This is a genomic window from Parabacteroides sp. TM07-1AC (assembly GCF_003480915.1).
Lineage (GTDB): Bacteria > Bacteroidota > Bacteroidia > Bacteroidales > Tannerellaceae > Parabacteroides > Parabacteroides chongii.
On the sequence record NZ_QUKD01000006.1, the window covers coordinates 158215 to 180845 of the forward strand.

Annotated in this window: 16 protein-coding genes; 8 read left to right on the forward strand and 8 right to left on the reverse strand. The window is 44.5% G+C overall.

The window, feature by feature from the left end:
• Positions 1-75: 75 nt before the first annotated feature.
• The 7 genes from DXD68_RS13875 to DXD68_RS13905 form a co-directional block, all read right to left on the reverse strand.
• Positions 76-2277 (reverse strand): S9 family peptidase, encoded by a 2202-nt coding sequence (locus DXD68_RS13875; protein ID WP_122362161.1) that lies wholly within the window; start codon positions 2275-2277, stop codon positions 76-78.
• Positions 2261-3832: a class I SAM-dependent RNA methyltransferase gene (locus DXD68_RS13880; protein ID WP_199715678.1), complete on the reverse strand. Its 1572-nt coding sequence runs from the start codon at positions 3830-3832 to the stop codon at positions 2261-2263. Before DXD68_RS13880 ends, DXD68_RS13875 begins: the two co-directional genes overlap by 17 nt.
• Before the next feature lie 24 nt (positions 3833-3856).
• Positions 3857-4756, reverse strand: coding sequence for a serine O-acetyltransferase (locus DXD68_RS13885; protein ID WP_122362162.1), 900 nt, complete (start codon positions 4754-4756; stop codon positions 3857-3859).
• Between the two features lie 59 nt (positions 4757-4815).
• Positions 4816-5253: a hypothetical protein gene (locus DXD68_RS13890; protein WP_122362163.1), complete on the reverse strand. Its 438-nt coding sequence runs from the start codon at positions 5251-5253 to the stop codon at positions 4816-4818.
• A gap of 13 nt (positions 5254-5266) precedes the next feature.
• A complete protein-coding gene (locus DXD68_RS13895; protein ID WP_122362164.1) occupies positions 5267-5749 on the reverse strand; it encodes a pyridoxamine 5'-phosphate oxidase family protein in 483 nt (160 codons plus the stop codon).
• Positions 5750-5804: 55 nt separating this feature from the next.
• Entirely contained in the window at positions 5805-7442 is a 1638-nt protein-coding gene (locus DXD68_RS13900; protein WP_122362165.1) for a TlpA family protein disulfide reductase, read from the reverse strand.
• Between the two features lie 141 nt (positions 7443-7583).
• The gene (locus tag DXD68_RS13905) at positions 7584-8945 is read right to left on the reverse strand and encodes a phosphatase PAP2 family protein (protein WP_233577152.1); all 1362 of its coding nucleotides are present in this window, start codon (positions 8943-8945) and stop codon (positions 7584-7586) included.
• 274 nt (positions 8946-9219) lie between these two features.
• Here DXD68_RS13905 and DXD68_RS13910 point away from each other — a divergent pair, with 274 nt between their 5' ends.
• Genes DXD68_RS13910 through DXD68_RS13920 form a run of 3 tightly spaced genes read left to right on the forward strand, consistent with a single transcriptional unit; the run spans position 9220 to position 12703 of the window.
• Positions 9220-9945, forward strand: a complete 726-nt coding sequence (locus DXD68_RS13910) for a succinate dehydrogenase/fumarate reductase cytochrome b subunit (protein WP_122362167.1) — start codon at positions 9220-9222, stop codon at positions 9943-9945.
• 31 nt (positions 9946-9976) lie between these two features.
• A complete protein-coding gene (locus tag DXD68_RS13915) occupies positions 9977-11920 on the forward strand; it encodes a fumarate reductase/succinate dehydrogenase flavoprotein subunit (protein ID WP_075559508.1) in 1944 nt (647 codons plus the stop codon).
• Positions 11921-11947: 27 nt separating this feature from the next.
• A complete protein-coding gene (locus DXD68_RS13920; RefSeq protein WP_122362168.1) occupies positions 11948-12703 on the forward strand; it encodes a succinate dehydrogenase/fumarate reductase iron-sulfur subunit in 756 nt (251 codons plus the stop codon).
• A 299-nt stretch (positions 12704-13002) separates the two neighbouring features.
• Here DXD68_RS13920 and DXD68_RS13925 read toward each other — a convergent pair whose 3' ends face one another.
• Positions 13003-13848: a helix-turn-helix domain-containing protein gene (locus DXD68_RS13925; protein WP_122362169.1), complete on the reverse strand. Its 846-nt coding sequence runs from the start codon at positions 13846-13848 to the stop codon at positions 13003-13005.
• Positions 13849-14088: 240 nt separating this feature from the next.
• On the opposite strand from DXD68_RS13925, the gene DXD68_RS13930 reads away from it, so the two are divergent.
• From DXD68_RS13930 to DXD68_RS13950, 5 genes are all read left to right on the forward strand, one after another.
• Positions 14089-15303: a radical SAM protein gene (locus DXD68_RS13930; protein ID WP_122362170.1), complete on the forward strand. Its 1215-nt coding sequence runs from the start codon at positions 14089-14091 to the stop codon at positions 15301-15303.
• A gap of 169 nt (positions 15304-15472) precedes the next feature.
• Positions 15473-16057, forward strand: a complete 585-nt coding sequence (locus DXD68_RS13935; protein ID WP_122362171.1) for a DUF417 family protein — start codon at positions 15473-15475, stop codon at positions 16055-16057.
• Positions 16058-17080: 1023 nt separating this feature from the next.
• Positions 17081-18157 (forward strand): SH3 domain-containing protein, encoded by a 1077-nt coding sequence (locus DXD68_RS13940; protein WP_122362172.1) that lies wholly within the window; start codon positions 17081-17083, stop codon positions 18155-18157.
• Positions 18158-18358: 201 nt separating this feature from the next.
• On the forward strand, positions 18359-20563 hold the full coding sequence (locus tag DXD68_RS13945) for an alpha-galactosidase (protein ID WP_122362173.1): 2205 nt from the start codon (positions 18359-18361) through the stop codon (positions 20561-20563).
• Positions 20564-20619: 56 nt separating this feature from the next.
• Positions 20620-22617 (forward strand): alpha-galactosidase, encoded by a 1998-nt coding sequence (locus DXD68_RS13950; protein WP_122362174.1) that lies wholly within the window; start codon positions 20620-20622, stop codon positions 22615-22617.
• Positions 22618-22631 lie beyond the last annotated feature (14 nt).

A 22631-nucleotide genomic window follows, 5' to 3' on the forward strand; every position in this document is an offset into this window, starting at 1 on the left:
CAGTTGACAGTTGACAGTTGATAGTTTTGATACAATAAGCATTTTAACTGTCAACTGTCACTTGTCAACTGTCAACTATTTAAGGTAGTCGTCAAAGTACCGTGTAATCTTTTCATACAGATGCGGACGGTCTTTGCCGATCACGTTGTGCTGATGGCGTGGATAGACGAAATAATCCGGATATGTATCAGCCTCCACACAGGCTTTCAGAAAGCCCAAACTGTGCTGCCATACGACCACAGGGTCAATGTCGCCATGAATCATCAGGAGATGTCCTTTCAGATTACCGGCTTTTAGCTTCATGTTGGCATTCTTATATCCTTCAGGGTTATCCTGCGGACGGTCCATATACCGTTCTCCGTACATGATCTCGTAATTGCTCCAGTCGATTACCGGACCGCCGGCTACGCCAACCTTGAATATTTCCGGATAGGAGAGCATCAGATTGGTAGTCATGAAACCGCCGTAGCTCCAGCCATGTACGCCGATGCGGTCGGCATCCACGTAAGGAAGTGATTTGAGGAAGTCTGCCCCTTTGACCTGGTCCGCCATCTCGTTGACACCCAGGTTGCGGTGGATAACGCTTTCAAATTCAAACCCGCGGTTGGCTGATCCCCGGCTGTCTACCGTCAGCATGACGTATCCGCGTTGTGCCATATAGATATCCCATCCCCGTCCGCCGTTCATAAAGTCGCCGGTAATCAATTGGGCATGCGGACCTCCGTACACATAGATAATGGCGGGGTATTTCTTGCTTTCATCCAGTCCGACCGGCTTGACCAGGCGGTAGTTCAGATCCGTTACACCGTCGGCAGCTTTGATTGTACCGACTTCTATCTCGGGTAGGGCATAGCCTTCGTACGGGTTTTTCGCTGTCAGCAGGGTTTCTACTGTTTTCCTATTTTTCGTCTGTACGATCTCTATCTTTCGGGGAATATCGGGAGCGGAATAATTGTCGATGGCATATTTCCCGTCCGGGCTGATCGAGAGGTTGTGTACCCCCTGTAAGCCTGTGCCTCCGGATATCAGATGAGTCTCTCCTTTCTTCATATCCAATCGCCAGCCGTTGATATTTAGCGGTGTCCCGTAACTAAACGAACTCAGCGGATGCGGTTGTGTGGACGTGATGAACAGGTTTTCACCTTTCGGGTCGAAGCCCAAAACATTCATTACGATCCAGTCTCCTTTGGTCAGCTGTTTGAGCAGCTTACCACTGGTGTCATACAGATAGAGGTGGTTGTAGCCGTCGCGCTGACTTTGCCAGATAAACTTCTCCGGATCATTCGGGAGAAAGAGAACCGGGTGTTGCGGCTCTACGTACCGATCGTTCTTTTCAGTAAACAGATCGGCTTCCTTTTCACCGGTCAGGGCAGAATAACGGACCAGGTGCATTTCGTTTTGGTCGCGGTTCAGCTCGGCAATGTAGATGCTTTTTTCGTCCGGGCTCCAAGCTATGTTTGTCAGATACTTCTCTTTAGGTGTTCCGGTTTGCAGCCAGACTGTTTCTCCGTTTGACAGGTTATAGATGCCGACCGTTACTTCATGGCTTTTCATGCCTGCCATCGGATACTTTTGCGGTTCTGCTTTGGCACAACGCGCATCGATATTCACGATCGGATAATCGGTAACCATGCTTTCGTCCATCCGGTAAAAAGCCAGGGCAGAACCTTTCGGTGACCAGAACAGACCTTTGTTGATCCCAAATTCCCGCTGGTGAACAGCCTGTCCGCAGACAACACCGTCCATTGTTTCACGTGTAACAATGCGGGTCTGGTTGTCAGGTGAAAGGATTTTGATATTGTTTCCGTCCGTAAATGCCAGGTAACTGTTTGCCGGACAGAACTCATAGTTGCTGCCCGCTTTATCCAGCTGATAATCGGCGACAACTTTCCGTTCCTGCATATCGTAATGAATACGATGCTGTTTATGGGTAAAAGCCAATATCTGTTGTCCCTTGTAAGGCACAGAGAATACCGGCATACGGGCAACTGAATCGAGTCCGGCAGCCTGCAGCGCCTGGTTCAGTCCGGAACGGCTGACGCGTATTTCCGGATAATGCTTCGGCTTGGCACCTATTACGCTGTTTTTTTCAACATATATATACATGTCGCCGGCCCATTGCAATCCCGATCGGTTCTCTGGAACAAAACGACTGTATGTTTTTCCTCCCGGGATCAGGTCGTGTAAGGTAAACTGTTTGTCTTGCGCCATCATTTTTAAAGGAGTAGATAAAGCGAACACACAAAGAACCAGGAAAATCTTAATCTTCAAATTCATCTTTATCTCTTTTAAACGGTTTCTTGAATGGGCGACCTTCTCCGCGTTTTCTGTCTCCGAAACTCTTTCTGTTGCCAGAGCGGCGGTCGTCTTCATCCCGGTAGCGCATCTTAACCGGACGTTTCTCGCCTGGTTTGCTGAACGATTGACGATCACCGCCGAATTGTTTGCGGGCAGGACGTCCGTCTCCGCGTTCATCACCAAAGAATCGTTTTCCCGGTATTGCTGCGATACGTTCGTCTTCATTATCGCTATGGGCAGCAGCGAAACGACGTTCCGGACGGTCTAAACGATCCATTTTGAAGTTCGGGCGACCGGCAGGACGAGTGTCATATTTCTTTTCCGGAAATGTCGGCCTGGATTGCGGAGTTGTTGTTTCTGCAGTACCCTCTTCGTTTAGGGCTTTTTTGTAATCTTTGTTTTTACCTTCAAATATTTCGTAGCGACGGTATTCGCAGTCGAGCGAGCCGTTGATCAGCTTCATTCGTTCGCTCGGGCGTAGACCTATTTTGTCGAAACACTCGTCTTTATAGCTGAGTATCCATACGTTATAGCCAGTGAATACATGCTTGATACGTTCGCCGATCATGTTATACAGTCCCAACAGGTCGCGTGTGGAAATACGTTCTCCATAAGGCGGGTTGGTAACCATGATACCCGGTTGCGGGGCTTCCGAATATTGCTGGAAAGGCAATACTTTCAGGTCGATGTATTTAGCAAGTCCGGCACTGCGGATATTCTTTTGGGCAATCTCGATGGCTGCCGGGTTGATATCCGATCCGTAGCATTTGAAAGTGAACTCGCGTTCATTGCTTTCATCGTTATAGATACGGTCGAACAGCTCCTGGTCGAAGTCGATCCATTTCTCGAAAGCGAACTCTTTGCGGTGGATGCCCGGAGCGATGTTCAGGGCGATCATGGCGGCTTCTATCAGCAATGTACCGGAGCCGCACATCGGGTCGACGAAGTTCGACTCGCCTTTCCAGCCTGTCTTCAGGATCATACCGGCAGCCAGTACTTCGTTCAGCGGGGCTTCCGTCTGTTCCACACGGTAACCGCGTTTGTGGAGGCTCTCACCCGAACTGTCGATAGACAGGGTACAATCGTTATGGGAGATATGTATATTGATGTATAAATCAGGATTATTTACACGTACGGACGGGCGTTTGTTGTGCTTCTCCATGAAGTAGTCGACAATCGCATCTTTTGTACGGTAAGCCACGAATTTGGAGTGATTGAAATCTTCCGAGTAGATCACGGAGTCGATCGCGAAGGTCTTATCCAGTGACATGTAGTTTTCCCATGCGACCTTTTTCACTTCCTTATAAACCGTGTCGGCATCTTTTGCTTTAAAATGATAGATAGGTTTCAGGATGCGTAAGGCGGTGCGGCAGCAGAAGTTCGCTCTGTAGAGGACTTCTTTATCTCCTGTGAAGGATACCATTCGACGGCCAATCTCTATGTCGTTGGCACCTACAGCTAATAACTCACCGGCCAGTATTTCTTCTAACCCGTACAGGGTTTTGGCCACCATTTCAAATGTCTCGTTGTTCATTTGTGTGCGTTGTAAGAAAAGATATTATTTAGTTACTTTATTTTGTGTTATGACAGCACCGGAAGGAATATCTCCGGTGATCCATACGTTACCACAGACTGTCGCACCTTTGCCGATCCGTATCCTACCCAGCAAAGTGGCATTGGAATAGACGGTTACGTCGTCTTCCAGGATCGGGTGACGGGCTACGCCGCGGATAGCATTCCCGTTTTCGTCGGGGGGCAATTTCTCTCCGGCAAGGCTGACGCCCTGGAAGATACGTACGCGGTTCCCGATGATACTGGTTTCGCCTATTACGGTTCCTGTTCCGTGGTCGATAGAGAAATAGTGTCCGATCTCAGCTCCTGGATGGATGTCGATACCTGTCTCGGAATGAGCCATTTCGGTGATCATACGGGGGATGAAAGGGACATGGAGCTTATAGAGCTGGTGTGCGATACGGTAGTTGCAGATGGCACGGAACCCGGGATAGCAGAATATCACTTCACTGATGTTCTGTGCGGCGGGATCGCCGTTGTAGGCGGCTTCGGCATCGGTTGCGAGCAGGCTTCGCATCTCCGGGAGGGTTGCGATGAATGCTTCGGTAAGTGCTTCTGCGCGGGCTTGTATTTTTTCTTCCGGGCAGGAAGTACAGCTGGTATCGGCCAGGCAAAGTCCGGCATAGATTTGCCGGCAGAGTAAGGTATGCAGGGTTTCTACGTTCACTCCGGTATGGAAGCGGATCGTTTGTTTGCTGATCCGCGCATTCCCGTAGTAACCCGGAAACAGGATTGCGCGGCACAGGTCTATGATGTCCTTCAGTACTTCTCCCGAAGGTAATGCCTCTTCGTCACGGTATGCATGGAACAGTTGTTTGTATGAGCTCTCGTCCGAAAGCTTCTCTACTGTTTCATTCAGTACCTTGCTATGCTTTTGCAATCCCATTATTTTGAAAGTCTTATTTTGGGCAAAAGTACATTAAATATCTGATATATGCGTACTTTTTAATAGTTTAAAACAACTTGGAAATACTGCGTCGGCGGACGTTGGTCGACAATGAAATCTCCGAATTTAACCGTAATCATAATACCTCCGGGGTAATATTCGTAACCATATATTTCATTATACTGGTTGCCGTCTTTATCCTGCCGTTGTTCCGTATGTTCCAAAGGAGTAAGGGCTTCTATATTGGTATCAAAGTCCAGGAACATTCTAACCTGAACTTTTCCTCCGTCATAGACATCTTTATCCAGGTTATTAATATTATATTCATAGAAGTAAAAGGGTACGCCTTCCGCATTCTCTCCTAATTCCCATTGACTGCTGTTCACTTTTATTGGATCGCTCACATGCCACCAAATGCCTTCTCCGTCTTTTCCTGCGGGGCCTTCACAAGAAGCGAACAGGAATACCATTAAAAATATTGCTAACAGATTCTTCATAAATTCTATTTTGTTATGCTTTGTATTTATCGTGTGGAGCCCCGAACTCTTTACATGTTACTTCATCGAGGTCAACCAGCCATATTTTTACGTTCTTTACTGCCGGATCTGAATAACGGAATTCTTTGTCCGAGTATTGCTTCATAATGATATTCAACGCTTCTGTTTTCTTGTCGAAATCCTCTTCGAACCGTACTTTCCCCCAGCCTATGACACTTTTGGAGCGCATGCGGTAACTGCAGGCAACTTCGGGATGCTGGAATACCAGGTCGTGGTCGGTGCTGAAGGTGACGCACACCTTCGGATTCCGTTCCAGGATAGAGATACTTCTGCCTTCCTGCGCTGAATGTAAATAAATAACACCATTCTGATAGCCAAAGTTCATAGGAATGACGTAAGGGGTACCATCCGTATCTGCCAGTCCGACATAGCAGACATCACAGCTACGGATGATCTCCTCGATATGTTCTTTCTCTGTGTGTACCAGTGTTTTCATTACTTTTTTAATTATACTTTTGCAAACATAGCTAAAAAAGTTCAATTCTACTGGCTTAACGGTTGACTAATTCGCTTAATTTCTTTTGAACCTCTTTCTTGTTCGTGTAGATGAATTGGTCTTTGATCTCTCCTTTTTCATCGATGATCAGATAATAAGGAACACCTTGCAGTTTGAAGCGATTCCACAAATAGCCCCATTGTTCGGCACCCAGCCGGTAATGTTCGCCTGCAATGTCGGGGATCAGCGTTTTCCATAATTCAAGTGGTGAAGTCTCGTTGGTCAGATAGACGAATGCGACGTTTGGAAAATCTTTCTTCAAAGGTTCGTACTCTTTGATCGTTTGTCGGCAGCCGCCACACCAGGTAGCCCACATATCGATTAGTTGTATTTTCCCTTTATTCTTTTCGATGATGGCATTCAACACCTGATCGGCTGCGCAATCGGGATTTTCACGTAAGATGAAGCCGGCTTTGGGTTGGGTTTTCTTTTTGGGTTTCATGCTATCGTTGGCATCGTTCAGTAAGGCGATACATAGTGGGTTGGTGAGAGACTGTTTGTAATATGCTTCATATTCAGGGGTTAACGGTTTGAAATCCATGAAGAGGAAACGGGCAAACCGGATGTCGGCGAGTTCCATGATTATCGGATGTTCCTCTCCGGTCAATAATGGGAGCTGTTTTTTTAGTTCTGCCAGGTCCTTTTCCCGTTTCTTTTGGTAAATATACTGGTATTTCATGCTGATAGCCATTACTTCGTTTACTTTAGGGTAATTGTCAGTAGTATATTTTTTAGCGATAAAGTCTTTGATCATCTCTTTTTCTTCCTGGCTCATCGGAGCATTTGCCAGTATGTATTTATTATACTCATCTTCATCTACATATGTGTCGTAATAACCTGGGAAAGGAATAGCCGAACTGAAGTTATAGCATAACAAGGCATCCGGCTCATTCAAAGGTATCTCTTTCAAAAAGTCGAAATAATTGTCGGGTAAGCGGAAGTCTTTGTATAATCCGAATGCTTCCATACGTTGCAGACTGTCTTTTTGCATGCGGGAATAAATAATCGCATATTTGCAGCTGCATAAATTATCGAGACACTCGAAGGCATTGGTCAATTCCATCAGCTTTTTAGCCTCCGGGCATATATCCGGAAGGCTGTTGTTTTCTGTGTTTATTTTATTCAGGTCTTGCAGGCATTTCCCTTTGTATTGGTCGGGAGTGAGGTCGCAGGTGGTTGGAACGAACATGTTTACTGCCAGGCGTTTCAGTTTGAAATTGAAACTATTGTTGATCTCTGCGTATGGTCCGGAAATATGGATAGGCATTTTTGACCTTTTTTCGTTTGCTTCGATAGAAAGGTGATATTCCTGATTATCGGGCGACATCAGCAGGTACAGATAGTCTTTTCCTATTTTAACCCTTACCTGGGTCGTGTATTTTAGTACGACGGACTGACGGAAATGACCGGAACTGTCCGGCTGTATGAAAATAGGATCTGTCCGCATCATTATCAGGTTGGGAGCAGCGCAGCGGATGTCCAGGTTCTGATCGGGATTGAAATTCTTTATATCCCCTGTCAGGATGGCTGTTCCCGGCTGATATTCAGCAGCGGGTAGCTGGGCTCTGACTGATTGGAGTAAACCTGCTAATACTAAAAACAGGGTACATTTCATTAATACATTTGCTTTCATGGCATTCACTTTTTATATTGATAAAGCAAACATACGAAATGTTCGTAACACGAAATACGAATAAGTCGTAAAACTTTGTGTAATTTCGTATTTATTAGTATTTCATCTTTTTATTCCTTAATAATGTTACTTTGGGATGAATTACCAGAACAAGGCAGTCACTGTTGCCCCGATCGTGAAATAGTGCATTTTATGTTTACTTAAATGGGATTCGCCATAGATCGGCTTTTCGTCGGCGAGGCTGGTCAATAACTGGTAGGGAGCTTTCAGAAAAGTATAATCGTAATCCACGAACATACGGATCCCGAGGTTGCGATTCACGATTCCGATAGCTGAAAGGCCGGTACGCAGGATATAGTTACTGCTATTTTCGCCTTTCATGAATACTACATTGTTGAGGGTTGTGTAGGGAGCCTTTTTTTCAACGAAATCCATTTCCACTTCATTTTTCACCAGATGGGAATAGCCTGCCTGAAACTTTGTTCCCAAAAGCAGTTTGCCGGCTACCGGTAAGGAAAAGTAAGGTCCTGCCGTGAAAGAAAAGATACCGGTAGGGTCTGCATGGACACGTGCAATATCATATTTGGCTGAAGGGGTTGTTCCGGTGTATAACGACATGTCAAAAGCCATCGGGCTTGCCAGTGCCGTAATTTCACCTCCCACACCGAAATAGGGATTGAAGAAATAACCGCCTTTCACACTCATATTGGTTGCTCCCGGCGAACTCAACCGTATGTTCTTGCCGATCTCGATGCTCCCGTTAATGATGCTGTATCCGACGGAGAACTCAAGAAAAGACGGTCTCCCTCCTTTGGGGGCAGATTCCCGTAGCTTATTCGGGAGGTTCAGCCCCTTATCCTTGAAAATAAGGTCGGCAAGGAAATAGCCCAGTTCGGCGGACAGGACACCGATACCTGCTCCTGCCAGTACATCACTCAGCCAATGCCGGTTGTTCAGTTGACGGCTGAAAGCGGTGGCAGTCGCGACCGTGTATCCGCCTATACTATATAAAGGACTGCGTGTCAGTCCATACTCCCGGTGCATGATCGTAGCCGCCATGAAAGCGGTGGCCGTATGTCCCGAAGGAAATGAGTTGTTTTTCGAGCCGTCCGGTCGTTCCCGTTTGATCGTGTATTTCATGCTGTTGACAGCCGTTGCCATGATACCGGCGGCTAATATATCCGACACAAGCAGGCGAGGCCATGAGCTGCGACTTTCCACACCTCCCAGTTTCAACCCGATTACGGCTGCCAGCGGGGCATATTGCAGGAAGTCGTCATATCTGTAATGGAAATTGGGAACATGTGTGTTACGCAGTGTCCGGAACTTATCTCCCTGGTCATAAGTGATGGCCGATATGGCGAAAAGAGGTACCGGGACGCACAGCATCCGGTATACTTTATTCTCTGATATTTTGTTGTAAGCGGTTTCAAACTCATTCTCCGAATTTATGAATATCAAACTGTCTTTCTGCAGGGCGTGAACAGCTGATGTTATAAGCATTATCAATAAGATGCTTAGTGTTTTACGTTGTAACATGCAATCCTCTAATTATTTTACGAAGATATGAAAAAGCAGGTGCGCACAGATTACATTTTAGTTAAATTCTGTCTTGATTAAATGCCGTGTTTTACTACTCCCGATATGTATGGCTTGAATTGGCGAAATATTTCTTTAATCGTTTGCGTGATACGTGTATTTAGCATACCTTTGCGTGACAATTAAGCTAGTTGAAACGAATCTTTAAAAACAATTAAATAACTTAAATTATTATCTTATGTGGTTACTTAATTCTTCTATCGGGAAAAAGCTGATAATGAGTATTACAGGGCTTTTTCTTGTTTTGTTCTTATTGTTCCACTTGTCAATGAATGTGGCGGCTGCTTTCTCGGGAGAAGCCTATAACATGATTTGCTCATTGTTGGGAGCTAATTGGTATGCCGTTGCAGCAACATTGGTGTTGGCAGCAGGCGTTGTGATTCACTTTGTGTATGCAGTTCTTCTTACACTCCAGAACCGTAAGGCTCGCGGTAACGACCGTTATGCAATCAACGCTCGTCCGAAAGGGGTAGAATGGGCATCTCAGAACATGCTGGTACTGGGTATTATTATTGTCCTGTTCCTGGTGTTGCACTTCAGCCAGTTCTGGTATAAGATGATGTTCGCTGAACTTTTGGGCAATCACACAGTAACTCTTTGCGATGGAACGACTACCGTATCTCCTCAGGACGGTGCAGCGTTTATCAACTACTACTTCCAGGGTAATATCCTGAACACAGTTCTTTACCTGGTATGGTATGTAGCTTTGTGGTTCCACCTGACTCACGGATTCTGGAGCGCAATCCAGACAATCGGTTGGAACAACACAATCTGGATGAACCGTTGGATCTGCATTTCAAAGATCGTAGCAACTGCTATTTGCGTGATCTTTGCTATTATTACTATCGTATTCTACCTGAATGGTGTAGGCGGTGATTATGTAGCTGTTTGTGCAGGACATTAATTTAAGGTGTAACAATTGAAAATAAATCATTATGACTCAGATAGATTCTAAAATCCCTCAGGGCCCGTTGGCTGAGAAGTGGAAAAATTATAAAGATCATCAGAAACTGGTGAATCCCGCAAACAAACGTCGCCTGGACGTAATTGTAGTTGGTACTGGTCTGGCCGGTGCTTCTGCTGCTGCCTCTCTGGCTGAAATGGGATTCAATGTATTGAATTTCTGTATCCAGGATTCTCCCCGTCGTGCACACTCTATCGCTGCACAGGGTGGTATCAATGCTGCAAAGAATTATCAGAATGATGGTGACTCGGTTTACCGTCTGTTCTACGATACAATTAAAGGTGGTGACTACCGTGCCCGCGAAGCAAACGTTTATCGTCTGGCTGAAGTGTCAAACTCTATTATCGACCAGTGCGTGGCACAGGGTGTACCTTTCGCTCGCGAATACGGTGGTCTGCTGGATAACCGTTCATTCGGTGGTGCTCAGGTATCCCGTACGTTCTATGCCCGCGGTCAGACCGGACAGCAGTTGTTGCTGGGTGCTTACTCTGCTTTGAGCCGTATGATCGGTTTGAACAAAGTAAAGATGTACACTCGTCACGAAATGCTGGACGTTGTTAAGGTGGATGGCCGCGCTCGCGGTATCATTGCCCGTAACCTGATCACCGGTAAGATCGAACGTTTCTCTGCTCATGCCGTAGTGGTTGCAACAGGTGGTTATGTAAATACATTCTTCTTGTCTACTAACGCAATGGCTTCCAACGGTTCTGCTGCATGGCAGTGCTACAAGAAAGGTGCTTACTTCGCTAACCCTTGTATGGTGCAGATCCACCCGACTTGCGTACCGGTGAAAGGTGACTATCAGTCTAAGTTGACTTTGATGTCTGAATCTTTGCGTAACGACGGTCGTATCTGGGTTCCGAAGAAACTGGAAGATGCAAAAGCATTACAGGCCGGAACTAAGAAAGGTAAAGATATTCCTGAAGCAGACCGCGACTACTATCTGGAACGCCGTTACCCGGCATTCGGTAACCTGGTTCCGCGTGACGTGGCTTCACGTGCTGCTAAAGAACGTTGCGACGCCGGCTTCGGTGTGAACAACACAGGTTTGGCCGTATTCCTTGATTTCTCCGACGCTATCAACCGTTTGGGTAAGGATGTTGTGAAAGCTAAATATGGTAACTTGTTCGACATGTACGAAGAAATTACCAACGACGATCCATATGAAACTCCAATGATGATTTATCCTGCATTGCACTACTCGATGGGTGGTCTGTGGGTTGACTATGAATTGATGACTTCTATTCCGGGGCTGTTCGCTATCGGTGAAGCTAACTTCTCTGACCACGGAGCTAACCGTCTGGGTGCCTCTGCGTTGATGCAGGGATTGGCCGATGGCTACTTTGTATTGCCTTATACAATCCAAAACTATCTGTCAGATCAGATCCAGGTTCCGCGTTTCAGCACCGACCTGCCTGAGTTTGCAGAAGCTGAAAAGGGTATCAAAGACCGTATCAAGAAATTGATGAGTATAAAGGGTAAAGAGTCGGTAGATTCTATCCATAAGAAACTGGGTCATATTATGTGGGAACACGTAGGTATGGCACGTGATGCAAAAGGTTTGCAGGAAGCGATCCAGATGTTGAAAGATCTGAAGAAAGAGTTTTGGAGTAATGTATATATCCCGGGTGAAGCCGATAACCTGAACGTAGAGTTGGATAAAGCATTGCGTTTGGCTGACTTTATTGAGATTGGTACATTGATGGCACACGATGCGTTGGATCGTGCCGAATCTTGTGGAGGACACTTCCGTACAGAGCATCAGACCGAGGAAGGCGAAGCCCTGCGTCATGACGATAAGTTCATGTACGTATCTTGTTGGGAATACCAGGGTGAAGACAAAGACCCGGTTATGCTGAAGGAAGATTTGAACTATCAGTTCGTTGTTCCTCAAACACGTAACTACAAGAAGTAATAATCATCAATCACAAAAATTAGAATCATGGATAAAGATATAAAAGTAACACTTAAAGTTTGGCGTCAGAAAAGTCCGAAAGATAAAGGACAATTTGAGACTTACCAAATAGACAAAATCAATCAGAGTGTTTCTTTCCTGGAAATGTTAGACATTTTGAATGAACGTTTGGTCAGTGAAGGTAAAGAGCCGATCGTATTCGACCACGACTGTCGTGAAGGTATCTGCGGTATGTGTTCATTGTATGTAAACGGACATCCGCACGGACCGGCAACAGGTGCTACTACTTGCCAGTTGTACATGCGTCGTTTTAACGATGGCGAAACAATCACGATCGAACCGTGGCGTTCTGCCGGTTTCCCGGTAATCCGCGACTTGATGGTAGACCGTTATGCTTACGATAAAATCATCCAGGCAGGTGGTTTCGTTTCAGTGAACACTGGTGGTGTACCTGATGCCAACTCAATCGCTATCCCTCGTGCAGACGCTGAAATGGCTATGGATGCTGCTGCATGTATCGGTTGTGGTGCTTGTGCTGCTGCTTGTAAGAACGGTTCGGCTATGCTGTTCGTTTCTGCAAAGGTTAGCCAGCTGGCTTTGTTGCCTCAAGGTAAGGTGGAAGCTGCTCGCCGTGCAAAAGCGATGGTTGCCAAGATGGACGAACTGGGCTTCGGTAACTGTACCAACACGCGTGCTTGCGAAATGGAATGTCCGAAGAATATCTCTGTCAGCAACATCGCTCGCCTGAACCGCGAATTTATTGCTGCTAAATTACAAGACTAATATACATATATATAATGTATAGCTTGAGAGGCGTTGCTTTATGCAGCGCCTCTCTCTTTTTGCCTTCATTTTAACATTTCGAAATCTAATAATAAATATCTTGAATCTTGTTAGTCTTTCTTATGTGCTGTACAACACTAATTAGCATTTTAACTATTGACAAGTTGGAGAATACCCGTATCTTTGTACTGTGGTTTTTTCATAATAGTATTAGATTTAAGGTTAACAAAGTTGGTTAGGGCTTGTCGTGAGACAGGCTTTAATTGTTTATAGGGGGTTGCATTCGGCATATCCCTTTTTTAGCTCTCCCTGTATTCCTGGGGAGTCATTCCCACGTGTTGTCTGAAATATTTATTGAAGAACGACAGGTTGTCGAACCCCAGGGCGAATGCGATCTTCTTAACTGGCATATCGGTCGATTTAAGCTGTGCCTTCGCATCCATGATGATGATATTGCTCAGGATATCCAACGCCGTCCGACCGCTGACTTTCTTTATCACATAACAGAAATGTTGCAAGGTAATGTTAAGCCTCTTGGCATAATAAGAAACGCTATGCTCTTTCGTGTAGTTTTCCATTGCCAGCTGCACGAACTCACGGCATATCTCCATGTTGCGTGTCATCGGAGCATTGCTGTAAGGTGTATGATGTTTATACAGTTCGATCACTCCCTGCATGAAAATGGTGAAGATCGCCTTGATAATCTCTTTATTCTCGATGGTCTTAGGCAAAGAATACGCCTTGATCAGCAAGGAAAAAGCCTCCTGGTATAGCAGGGAAACCTGCTCCGGTAAAGGCATGACCGGACTGTCGAAGATAACGGGCAGATAGTTCGTGATAGTTTTGATATAGTTGATATGACTCACAAACGTAGAAGAGAATCCGGCAAAACACAGTTTGACATCGTCGGATACTTCGTGTATCTGGATAAAACATCCCGGAGGAAGCGTAATGAAATCATTGGGTTTGATAATAAATTTTGTCAGGTTGACGGTGGCCTGTACACTGCCCTGTACACAAAGCACAAAAACGCCGGCTTTGATCTTGCAGGGGAAGCGACCGTACTGATTTAATATTTCACCCGTAATGCTGTCTCCGACAATAAAATCCAGAGGAATGTCGAATTTAGGAATGTTGTCTTCCATGTTGTTATCTCCACTATTTGATTGTGCAAATATAAAACTATTTAGACTTGTCGTGCGATAATCTTAAATATAGAACATCGAATCCCACAAATGGAGATTGTTTGGTGCTGTATAATAGTTGAAATTTGCGAATGTTTTCAAGTCTGGCCGGTAGCTTTAGCTGCGAAGGTATATATTTGTCTATCTGCTCAATAAGAAATGAAAGCTAATACTAATAGAGAATTCTAATAGAAAATAACGATGGGTACAAAACGAACAAAGAGCTCTTTCAGAACAATGAGTACAAACAGAAAATTAGAATCTGTTTTCCTGTTTGTCACAGGACGATGTAATGCAAAATGCAAAATGTGCTTCTATGCGGAAGACATGGATAAAAAGGAAAAAGACCTGACCTTTGATGAGATAAAGAAAATATCTGAAACGGCCGGACAATTTAACCGCTTATGGGTTTCCGGCGGTGAACCGACTCTACGCGAGGAGCTTCCCGAGATCATAGAAATGTTCTATAAGAACAATGAGATAAAAGATGTCAACATTCCTACCAACGGCTTGAAGCCCGACCGGATCATTGCCTGGGTAAAACAAATCCGCCGGAATTGTCCGGAACTGAATATCAATCTGAGCCTCTCTATGGATGGCTTTGGCGATACGCACGATATACAACGTGGCGTTCCCGGCAACTTCTACAAAGCGATGGGAACCTTGAAGATGATTGAAGAGAACTTTGCCGACGACGGCAGGGTATTGAAGAATCTTGCTACCGTAATTACAAAATATAACCTGGAAGAGGTGCAGGATCTAATGCTTTGGGTGTTAGGTCGATTCCATTTATCCAACCATATCATTGAAGCGGCACGCGGAATGACACGCGACGACGGAGTGAAAGTACTTACCGAGCCTACTTTGCGTGCTTTGCAGGATCAGGTGGCACCTATCTATAATGTATATGGCGAACGGATGGCAGAAGAAACCGGTGGTTTCAGGAAACCGATCGCCCGTTTTTTCTATCTGGGTTTCATCCGTACATTATATAATGTACGTGCTACCAATATCGATCATCCGACACCCTGGGGGATGGACTGTACGGCGGGGGAAACAACATTGGTTATCGACTACGACGGTCGTTTCCGTGCCTGTGAGCTTCGTGAGCCGCTCGGCAATGTGAAGGATTACGATTGCAATATCAGTAAGATCATGCAGAGTGATGCCATGAAGCAGGAGATTGCTGCTATCGGTCATGGCGACACGGCCAACTGCTGGTGTACGCATGGCTGTTGGATCACTTCATCACTGGTTTTCAATCCACGTAAGATGATTACCCAGGTATATAAAGGATACCGTGAAATGAAAAAGCTGAACCGCCCGTTGAATATCAATGAAGATTTGTTGCAGAGCATCGAACGGAAGTATGCCCTGGACGAACAGAAACTGGTAGAACTGGGCATCCGCAATTAAAAATAATTCGTTGTAATAAGGCCGGTTAGCGAGGAAATGTGCCTCTGTTAACCGGCTTTATTGTGTCTTAGGGAATAATTGTCAAATTATCCGGCAGAATTGCCATTTCCCATAGGGTAGAAATGTCAGACCTTTGCATCATAAGTTAAACTGATAAACAAAGAAAGACATGACTACTAAACTAAAAGATTTATTCGACACATTTCTGAACCTGGCAGCTTCTTCACAGAAACTGGGTATTAACCTGATCCGCATAGCTATCCTGATCATCTTCGTATGGATCGGCGGACTGAAGTTCTGGAACTATGAAGCAGAAGGAATTGTTCCTTTCGTGGCAAACAGCCCGTTTATGAGCTTTTTCTATACCAAAAGTGCACCGGAATACAAAGAGTATAAACTGAAAGAAGGTGAATTCAACGAAGCTAAACATCAGTGGCATGTAGAAAATAATACGTATGGTTTCTCTCATGGACTGGGTATTATGATCATGGCAATTGGTATCTTAACCTTCCTGGGTATCTTTTCTCCGAAAATTGGACTGGTGGGTTCCTTATTGGCCATTATAATGACAATAGGTACCTTGTCGTTTCTCGTCACTACGCCGGAGGTATGGGTACCGGACCTGGGAAGTGGCGAACATGGTTTCCCGTTGCTTACAGGAGCAGGTCGTCTGGTGATCAAAGACACGGCTATTATTGCGGGAGCGATCGTTGTATTATCCGACTGTGCGCAACGCATATTAAGGAAGAAATAGGAACAAAAAGTGTTTATTTTAACACTTTGGAAGCAAAAAACAAACATATTGAAACTTGTTAGCTTTTCTTATGCGACGCGAAACATGATTTAGCATAAAACCCCTTGACAAATTTGGATTAAGCTGTATATTTGCATCGTGGTTTTTTCATAATAGTATTAGATTTAAGGTTAACAAAGTTGGTTAGGGCTTGTCGTGAGACAGGCTTTAATTGTTTATAGGGGGGTGCATTCTTCGCGTCCCTCCTGCTTTTTCTCCAAAAGCTATAGTATATTTTCATCAAAGCTATAGTATATTTTCATGAAAGTACTTACTCTTACTTGCTGAGATGCCGGTCTCACCTCTTTTCACACCCCCATCTCGACGATGCTCACATCCGGGTGTCGGGATCATTGAGACCCGGGTGGCAAACGAAATTATCTACTACTTTGCTGATTTTTAGTTATATACTTTATCTAAAAAGACTATAGTCTTTTCTGTTTTTTTAATGGATGATGATAGATGCATGATGGTTGAATGATAGTTGAAAACAGTAACTATCATAATGTAATGTATTAATAATATGGCATCTAAGTCTGAAAATGATAGTATGATAGTTGTATTGCGTTTTTTGTTTGTATACAGGTTGCTTAAAGAGCGGCTTTCTTTATGAATTGTCTCGCTTAACTGTTAAATTTAGCAGTTTTTGTCTGTATTGTATAAAGATTTGTGTTCGGAAACAATTTTTAGCTACAAAGCTCGCAAGGCTTAACATATATTGTCTGTAAAAGACTTGACAAACCCTTGTTTAGGGATTATCTTTGCATTGTGGTTTTTTCATAATAGTATTAGATTTAAGGTTAACAAAGTTGGTTAGGGGTTGTCGTGAGACAGCCTTTAATGTTTTATAGGGGTTTGCATCTAAGATAGATGCAGGCCTTTTTTCTTTTTCTGCAGTTATAATATAAATGAAGTCATGTATTTTGGGTGTTGTATGTAATAAATTATTTACATTTGTGAATGTGAAGCCTAAACTCTAGTATTATGACAACTATGATCAGATGCATTATTTCTATTCTTCTTCTCCTGCTGTTGGTTGCAGTTAGTGCAAACGCACAAACTCAATATGTAGTCGATACAAAAACAACCTTGTTGGTACGAACAGGACCCGGCAAATCCTATAACCAGCTTGGTCAGTTGAAAAGTGGGGAAACGGTAAATGTTTACACTATAAAGAATGGATGGGCTAAAATTTCATATAATGGGAAGACCGGCTACGTATCTGAACAATACATTAAGGCTGCTCTTGTGCAACAAAAGATTGAGAAACAAAGTTCTTTCTCTTCGTTTGATTGGCAGGAACTGATCGATATGGCTTCGAAAACCGACTCCTTGATATGGTTTTATATCTCTTGTGCTTTGGGATTGGTTATGGCATGTATAGGATGGCTATACAAATCTGATTCGGATAATTTTAAAGACAGTGCGGCGGGATTTTATATTTCTTCAGCCATATTTCTAGCACTCTGTATTAGTGAGGTGATTTATTTTGTAACATATAAAGGAGATAAGACATGGTTTTGTTCACCGGATAAGGTCGGATGGATTTGGACTATCATTAACTTTATACTGTTTGCCATCCTGTTGTTCCATCAGGTCATTTCTTTTGTGTGTCTGAATTATGCCAGTTGTTATCATGGCAAACGTAATATAGATTTTCGTTTGGGTGTGTACGGATGGGCAATTGGTATTATTGCAGCAATTATATCTGTCATCTTCTTTAAAGAATATCTGCACATTGTTTTATGGTGTGTTTTAGGTATTCAGTTTATTCAAATCGCTTTGCTTGTGTACAATAATATTCGGGACGACGGCAGTTGGATTAATCTGATATACACCATTGTTTTATACGTAGTAGGTTCAATAGCTACACTTATAACGCTTTTCCATTTCCTGCCTTTGCTGATAGTTGTTCTCATAGGATATGCTATCTTATGCTTTTTTTCTTCTTCCGGTAGTGCAAGATGTGCTAATTGCCGCAGTTATAATAATGGGTATTGTTATTATAAACAAATTTCAGTTAGCAGTGGAGACTACTGCAGTTGCCATCAGTACAGGTAGCTTGTGGGTAGTGTTCTCTTTTATCTGTTTTCCGTTTGTAATAAATGCGTCAAAAAATGACGTAAATGTTGCATTCCTGTTAATTCTCTATGAATTAAGTGCATAAATACAAATAATTGGCGAATCCGTGCTTTCCGTACATCTGTTTATTGGCTTAGTTTGCACCATCAACCTTGAATAAATAAAATAAAACAGATAGACATGAAAGCACTATTGTTAACTGTAGCCCTCTTACTGGGGTGTATGAATGTTTCTTCCCAGGAGAAAGAAGCGGATATCATATCCGTCTCTACGAACGACTTAAATATGGTCTTTTCTATCTCTCCGGATAAAAAGGTAGTATATAACTATTTTGGAGATAAGTTCCAGCATGTTTCCCCTTTCCTTACTAAGAAGTATAAAGAACAACCGGATAATGGTATAGGTTATGCTCCGGCAATCTATCCTGCTTACGGAGGACGTCTTTTCCTGAATCCGGCACTGAAGCTGACACATACCGACGGTGTTCAGACTACCGAATTAATATATGCAGACCATTCGGTAAAGAATGTCGATGCTAACAGAGTCGAAACAGTGATCCGGCTGAAAGATCCTTTGTATCCGGTTTTTGTCAATCTGAACTTCGTTGCTTATCAGAAAGAGAATGTGATCTGCCAGTCTGTTTCGGTCTCCCATCAGGAAAATAGCCGTCTGGCAGTCGAAAATATATCTTCCGCTTATCTCCCTTTACATGCAGATTCCTATTATCTGACGCATTTCCATGGTGCATGGGCTTCCGAAATGCAGTTGGTGGAAGAACAACTGACTCCCGGTGTCAAACGGATAGAGTCTAAGAAAGGGGTACGGACTACACAGTCTGAAAACTCTTCTTTCTTGCTTTCTCTGAACGGACCGGCTTATGAAGATATGGGTGAAGTCTATGGCGGTTCCCTCGCCTGGTCGGGAAATTATCTGAATTCTTTTGAAATAGATGAATGCGGCATGCTGCATATACTGACCGGCATGAATAATTTTGCCTCTACTTATAACCTGGAACCGGGTAAAGTCTTGCAAACTCCGGAGATGGTATGGACTTACAGCTCTGCCGGTAAAGGGCAAGTTTCCAGAAACCTGCATGACTGGTCGCGTAACTATGCACTGGCTCATGGCAATCAGGAATTGCCGATCGTGCTGAACAGTTGGGAAGGTGCCTATTTTGACTTTACAGAGAAGACGATCACGGATATGATCGATGATGCTGCCGGGTTCGGTGTCGAGATGTTCGTATTAGACGATGGCTGGTTTGCCAATAAGTATCCGCGCAACTCGGATAAAGTCGGCTTGGGTGACTGGCAGGTGAATAAGAAGAAATTGCCGCGTGGTATCGACTACCTGGCGAAATACGCTGTCAATAAAGGTCTGAAATTCGGTATATGGATTGAGCCGGAAATGGTAAGCCCGAAGAGCGAATTGGCGGAAAAGCATCCGGAATGGATCGTGAAGAGCGGCAAGCGGGATATTATCCCGATGCGTAACCAATGGTTGCTCGACCTGAGCAATCCGGCTGTACAGGACTTTGTGGTAAAGACTTTCGACGATGTGATTGCCCTGTCTCCCCATATTTCCTATATTAAATGGGACGCAAACCGTCATGTCGATAACTTCGGTTCCGAATATTTGTCGAAAGAAAATCAGACCCACTTTTGGATCGAGTATACAAAAGGATTGTACAGTGCTTATGAACGGATTCGTGAAAAACATCCGGATGTTATGATTCAGTTGTGTTCTTCCGGTGGCGGTCGTCTGGACTTCGGTGCTTTGAAATATCACGATGAGTTCTGGGCCAGCGATAATACCAACTCGCTCGACCGTATATTTATCCAATACAGCACGAACCTTTTCTTTCCGGCAAAAGCCACTGCATCACACGTGTCGACCACTCCGAACCATCAGACAGGTATGATGGCTCCGCTGAAGTTCCGCTTCGATGTCGCCATGACAGGCCGTTTGGGAATGGAGTTGCAGCCGAAGGATCTGACCGGCGATGAACTGCCTTTTGCGGAACAGGCAATCAGGAACTATAAACGTATCCGTCCGATCGTACAGCTGGGCGACCTCTATCGTCTCAAATCTCCTTACGACGGAAACGGATGGGCTTCGCATATGTATATATCGAAAGATAAGAAGGAATCGGTATTTTTTGCTTACAGCCTGAAATACCACGGACGTACAACATTCTTTGAGACCAAGCTAAAAGGACTGGATCCGGCTAAAATGTATAAGATTACTGAATTGAACAAAGCCGGAGACAGTACCTTTTATGGAGACGGCCAGGTTTTCCCCGGCGATTATCTGATGAATGCCGGTATCAGCCTGAAGATCGGGAATACGTATGAAAGCACTGTCCTGTTGATCACAGAGCAATGACACTGTCCGGAATACGGCCGGACCACATTTGAAAACACACATTTAATTATCAATACATGAAACTCATCAATTTAAATCTGCTATTATTGCTCGCCCTGTTTGTGTCCTGTGGTGAACCATCCGTCTCGTCGGGGAAATGGACGGTCAGCTACGATCAGGCGCAGAAAGGCCATCGTATCGAGAAAGAGAATCAGCTTCTTTCCGATGGGGTCTACGCTTCGTACAAACTGGGCGACAGATTGGTCACCACCCGTGACTACAAGAGTAGCCAGTCGAAAGCAACCGCTATCAGCGACGCTTTCGGCGAAGGGTCATTATTGCAGGTCACTTATACCGACAGTAACCTGCCTACACTGGTGCAATCTTTCTACATCTATCCGGAGAAAGATTATCTGTTGACGGAATTTACTCTTCAGGGAGGGGATGCCGATGTCGAATCGAATTATATGGCTCCGGTCAACATCGACCGTATGCCTGCTTTACTTGCCGAAGGGGATAACCGTGCGTTGTTCCAGCCTTTCGATAACGATTGCTGGATCCGTTATCAGTCTCATCCGCTGACTTTCGATAAGTTACGTAGTTATGAGGTGGCTACCGTATTTAATAATAATGATCGCAAAGGACTTGTGATCGGTTCGGTGGAACATTTCGACTGGAAAACCGGTATCGATATGACTCAGGGTGACCGTAATAATATCGGTTCGCTGGTTTGTTTCGGTGGTGTAGCCGATACGTTGACACGCGATTCGAAAGCACATGGTGCACTGAAAGGTAAAGAAGTAAAATCCCCGAAAGTATTTGTCGGCTTCTTCAACGACTGGCGTGCCGGACTGGAAGAATACGGAAAAGCGAATGCGGTGGTGGCTCCTGTAAAGAAATGGCCGGGTGCCGTTACTTTCGGCTGGAACAGTTGGGGAGCACTTCAGTTCAATCTTACTTACCAGAAGGCGTTGGAAGTATCCGATTTCTTCAAGAATAATTTGCAAAACAATCATTTTGTAAATGCGGACGGCAATGTGACGATCGGTCTCGATTCCGGCTGGAACAGCTTTAAAGATGAGGAACTGAAAGATTTCGTAGATCATTGTGCGACTAACGGACAGATTGCCGGTGTGTACTGGACGCCTTTTACGGATTGGGGTAAACATCCGGAACGGACCATCAAGGATGCTCCTGATTATAAGTATAAAGATGTCTATCTGTATGCAAACGGTCAGCCGCAGGAACTGGACGGCGCTTATGCGATCGACCCGACTCATCCGGCCATCGAGGAGATGATGAAGAAGACTTCCGACTTGTTCTACCGTTGCGGTTTCAAATATGTGAAGATGGACTTTATGACACATGGAGCTATGGAAGCCGACAAATGGTATAATCCGGAAATTCAGACAGGTATCCAGGCTTACAACTACGGTATGCAGTTGTTGAATAAGTACTTCGGCGATATGTACATTAATTTGTCGATTTCTCCTGTATTCCCGGCTCATTATGCAAATTCACGCCGTATCGCCTGCGATGCCTGGAATAAGATCAAGGATACGGAATATACGCTGAATGCCCTTTCTTACGGTTGGTGGCAGGATGAAGTGTATCAGTATAATGATGCCGACCATCTGGTGTTGCGTGAAGCGACCGAAGGTGAGAACCGTGCCCGTATGACTTCCGGTGCCATTACCGGTTTGTATATCGTTGGAGATGATTTCAGTAAAGGCGGAAAACAGGTCGATAAAGATCGTGCTATGAAATTCATGACCAATCAGAGGGTGAATGCTGTCGCCAAAGGCATTTCGTTTACTCCGGTGGAAGGGAATGGCGAACGTTCTGAAAATCAATTTATTCATCATGATGCAGACGGAACGTCTTATTTCGCTATCTTTAATTACTCGGAAGAAGAAATGAACACTACAGTTTCGCTTGAACGTCTCGGACTGGAGCCAACCGTTACTTACCGGGCGAAAGAGCTTTGGAGCGGATATGAACAACCTGTCAAGGAAATAATAACAGTGACAATCCCTGCCAAGGATGCGTTACTTTATAAAATTGAAAACAACTAATGTTCTTAAATTAT

What these genes read in the sequence shown, in the direction of transcription:
- DXD68_RS13920 (WP_122362168.1), top strand. Translation starts at nt 11,948, where the DNA reads ATGGATAAAGATATAAAAGTAACACTTAAAGTTTGGCGTCAGAAAAGT.
- DXD68_RS13915 (WP_075559508.1), top strand. Translation starts at nt 9,977, where the DNA reads ATGACTCAGATAGATTCTAAAATCCCTCAGGGCCCGTTGGCTGAGAAG.
- DXD68_RS13950 (WP_122362174.1), top strand. Translation starts at nt 20,620, where the DNA reads ATGAAACTCATCAATTTAAATCTGCTATTATTGCTCGCCCTGTTTGTG.
- DXD68_RS13905 (WP_233577152.1), bottom strand. Translation starts at nt 8,945, where the DNA reads ATGCTTATAACATCAGCTGTTCACGCCCTGCAGAAAGACAGTTTGATA.
- DXD68_RS13885 (WP_122362162.1), bottom strand. Translation starts at nt 4,756, where the DNA reads ATGGGATTGCAAAAGCATAGCAAGGTACTGAATGAAACAGTAGAGAAG.
- DXD68_RS13945 (WP_122362173.1), top strand. Translation starts at nt 18,359, where the DNA reads ATGAAAGCACTATTGTTAACTGTAGCCCTCTTACTGGGGTGTATGAAT.
- DXD68_RS13900 (WP_122362165.1), bottom strand. Translation starts at nt 7,442, where the DNA reads ATGAAAGCAAATGTATTAATGAAATGTACCCTGTTTTTAGTATTAGCA.
- DXD68_RS13895 (WP_122362164.1), bottom strand. Translation starts at nt 5,749, where the DNA reads ATGAAAACACTGGTACACACAGAGAAAGAACATATCGAGGAGATCATC.
- DXD68_RS13910 (WP_122362167.1), top strand. Translation starts at nt 9,220, where the DNA reads ATGTGGTTACTTAATTCTTCTATCGGGAAAAAGCTGATAATGAGTATT.
- DXD68_RS13935 (WP_122362171.1), top strand. Translation starts at nt 15,473, where the DNA reads ATGACTACTAAACTAAAAGATTTATTCGACACATTTCTGAACCTGGCA.
- DXD68_RS13925 (WP_122362169.1), bottom strand. Translation starts at nt 13,848, where the DNA reads ATGGAAGACAACATTCCTAAATTCGACATTCCTCTGGATTTTATTGTC.
- DXD68_RS13930 (WP_122362170.1), top strand. Translation starts at nt 14,089, where the DNA reads ATGGGTACAAAACGAACAAAGAGCTCTTTCAGAACAATGAGTACAAAC.
- DXD68_RS13940 (WP_122362172.1), top strand. Translation starts at nt 17,081, where the DNA reads ATGACAACTATGATCAGATGCATTATTTCTATTCTTCTTCTCCTGCTG.
- DXD68_RS13880 (WP_199715678.1), bottom strand. Translation starts at nt 3,832, where the DNA reads ATGAACAACGAGACATTTGAAATGGTGGCCAAAACCCTGTACGGGTTA.
- DXD68_RS13890 (WP_122362163.1), bottom strand. Translation starts at nt 5,253, where the DNA reads ATGAAGAATCTGTTAGCAATATTTTTAATGGTATTCCTGTTCGCTTCT.
- DXD68_RS13875 (WP_122362161.1), bottom strand. Translation starts at nt 2,277, where the DNA reads ATGAATTTGAAGATTAAGATTTTCCTGGTTCTTTGTGTGTTCGCTTTA.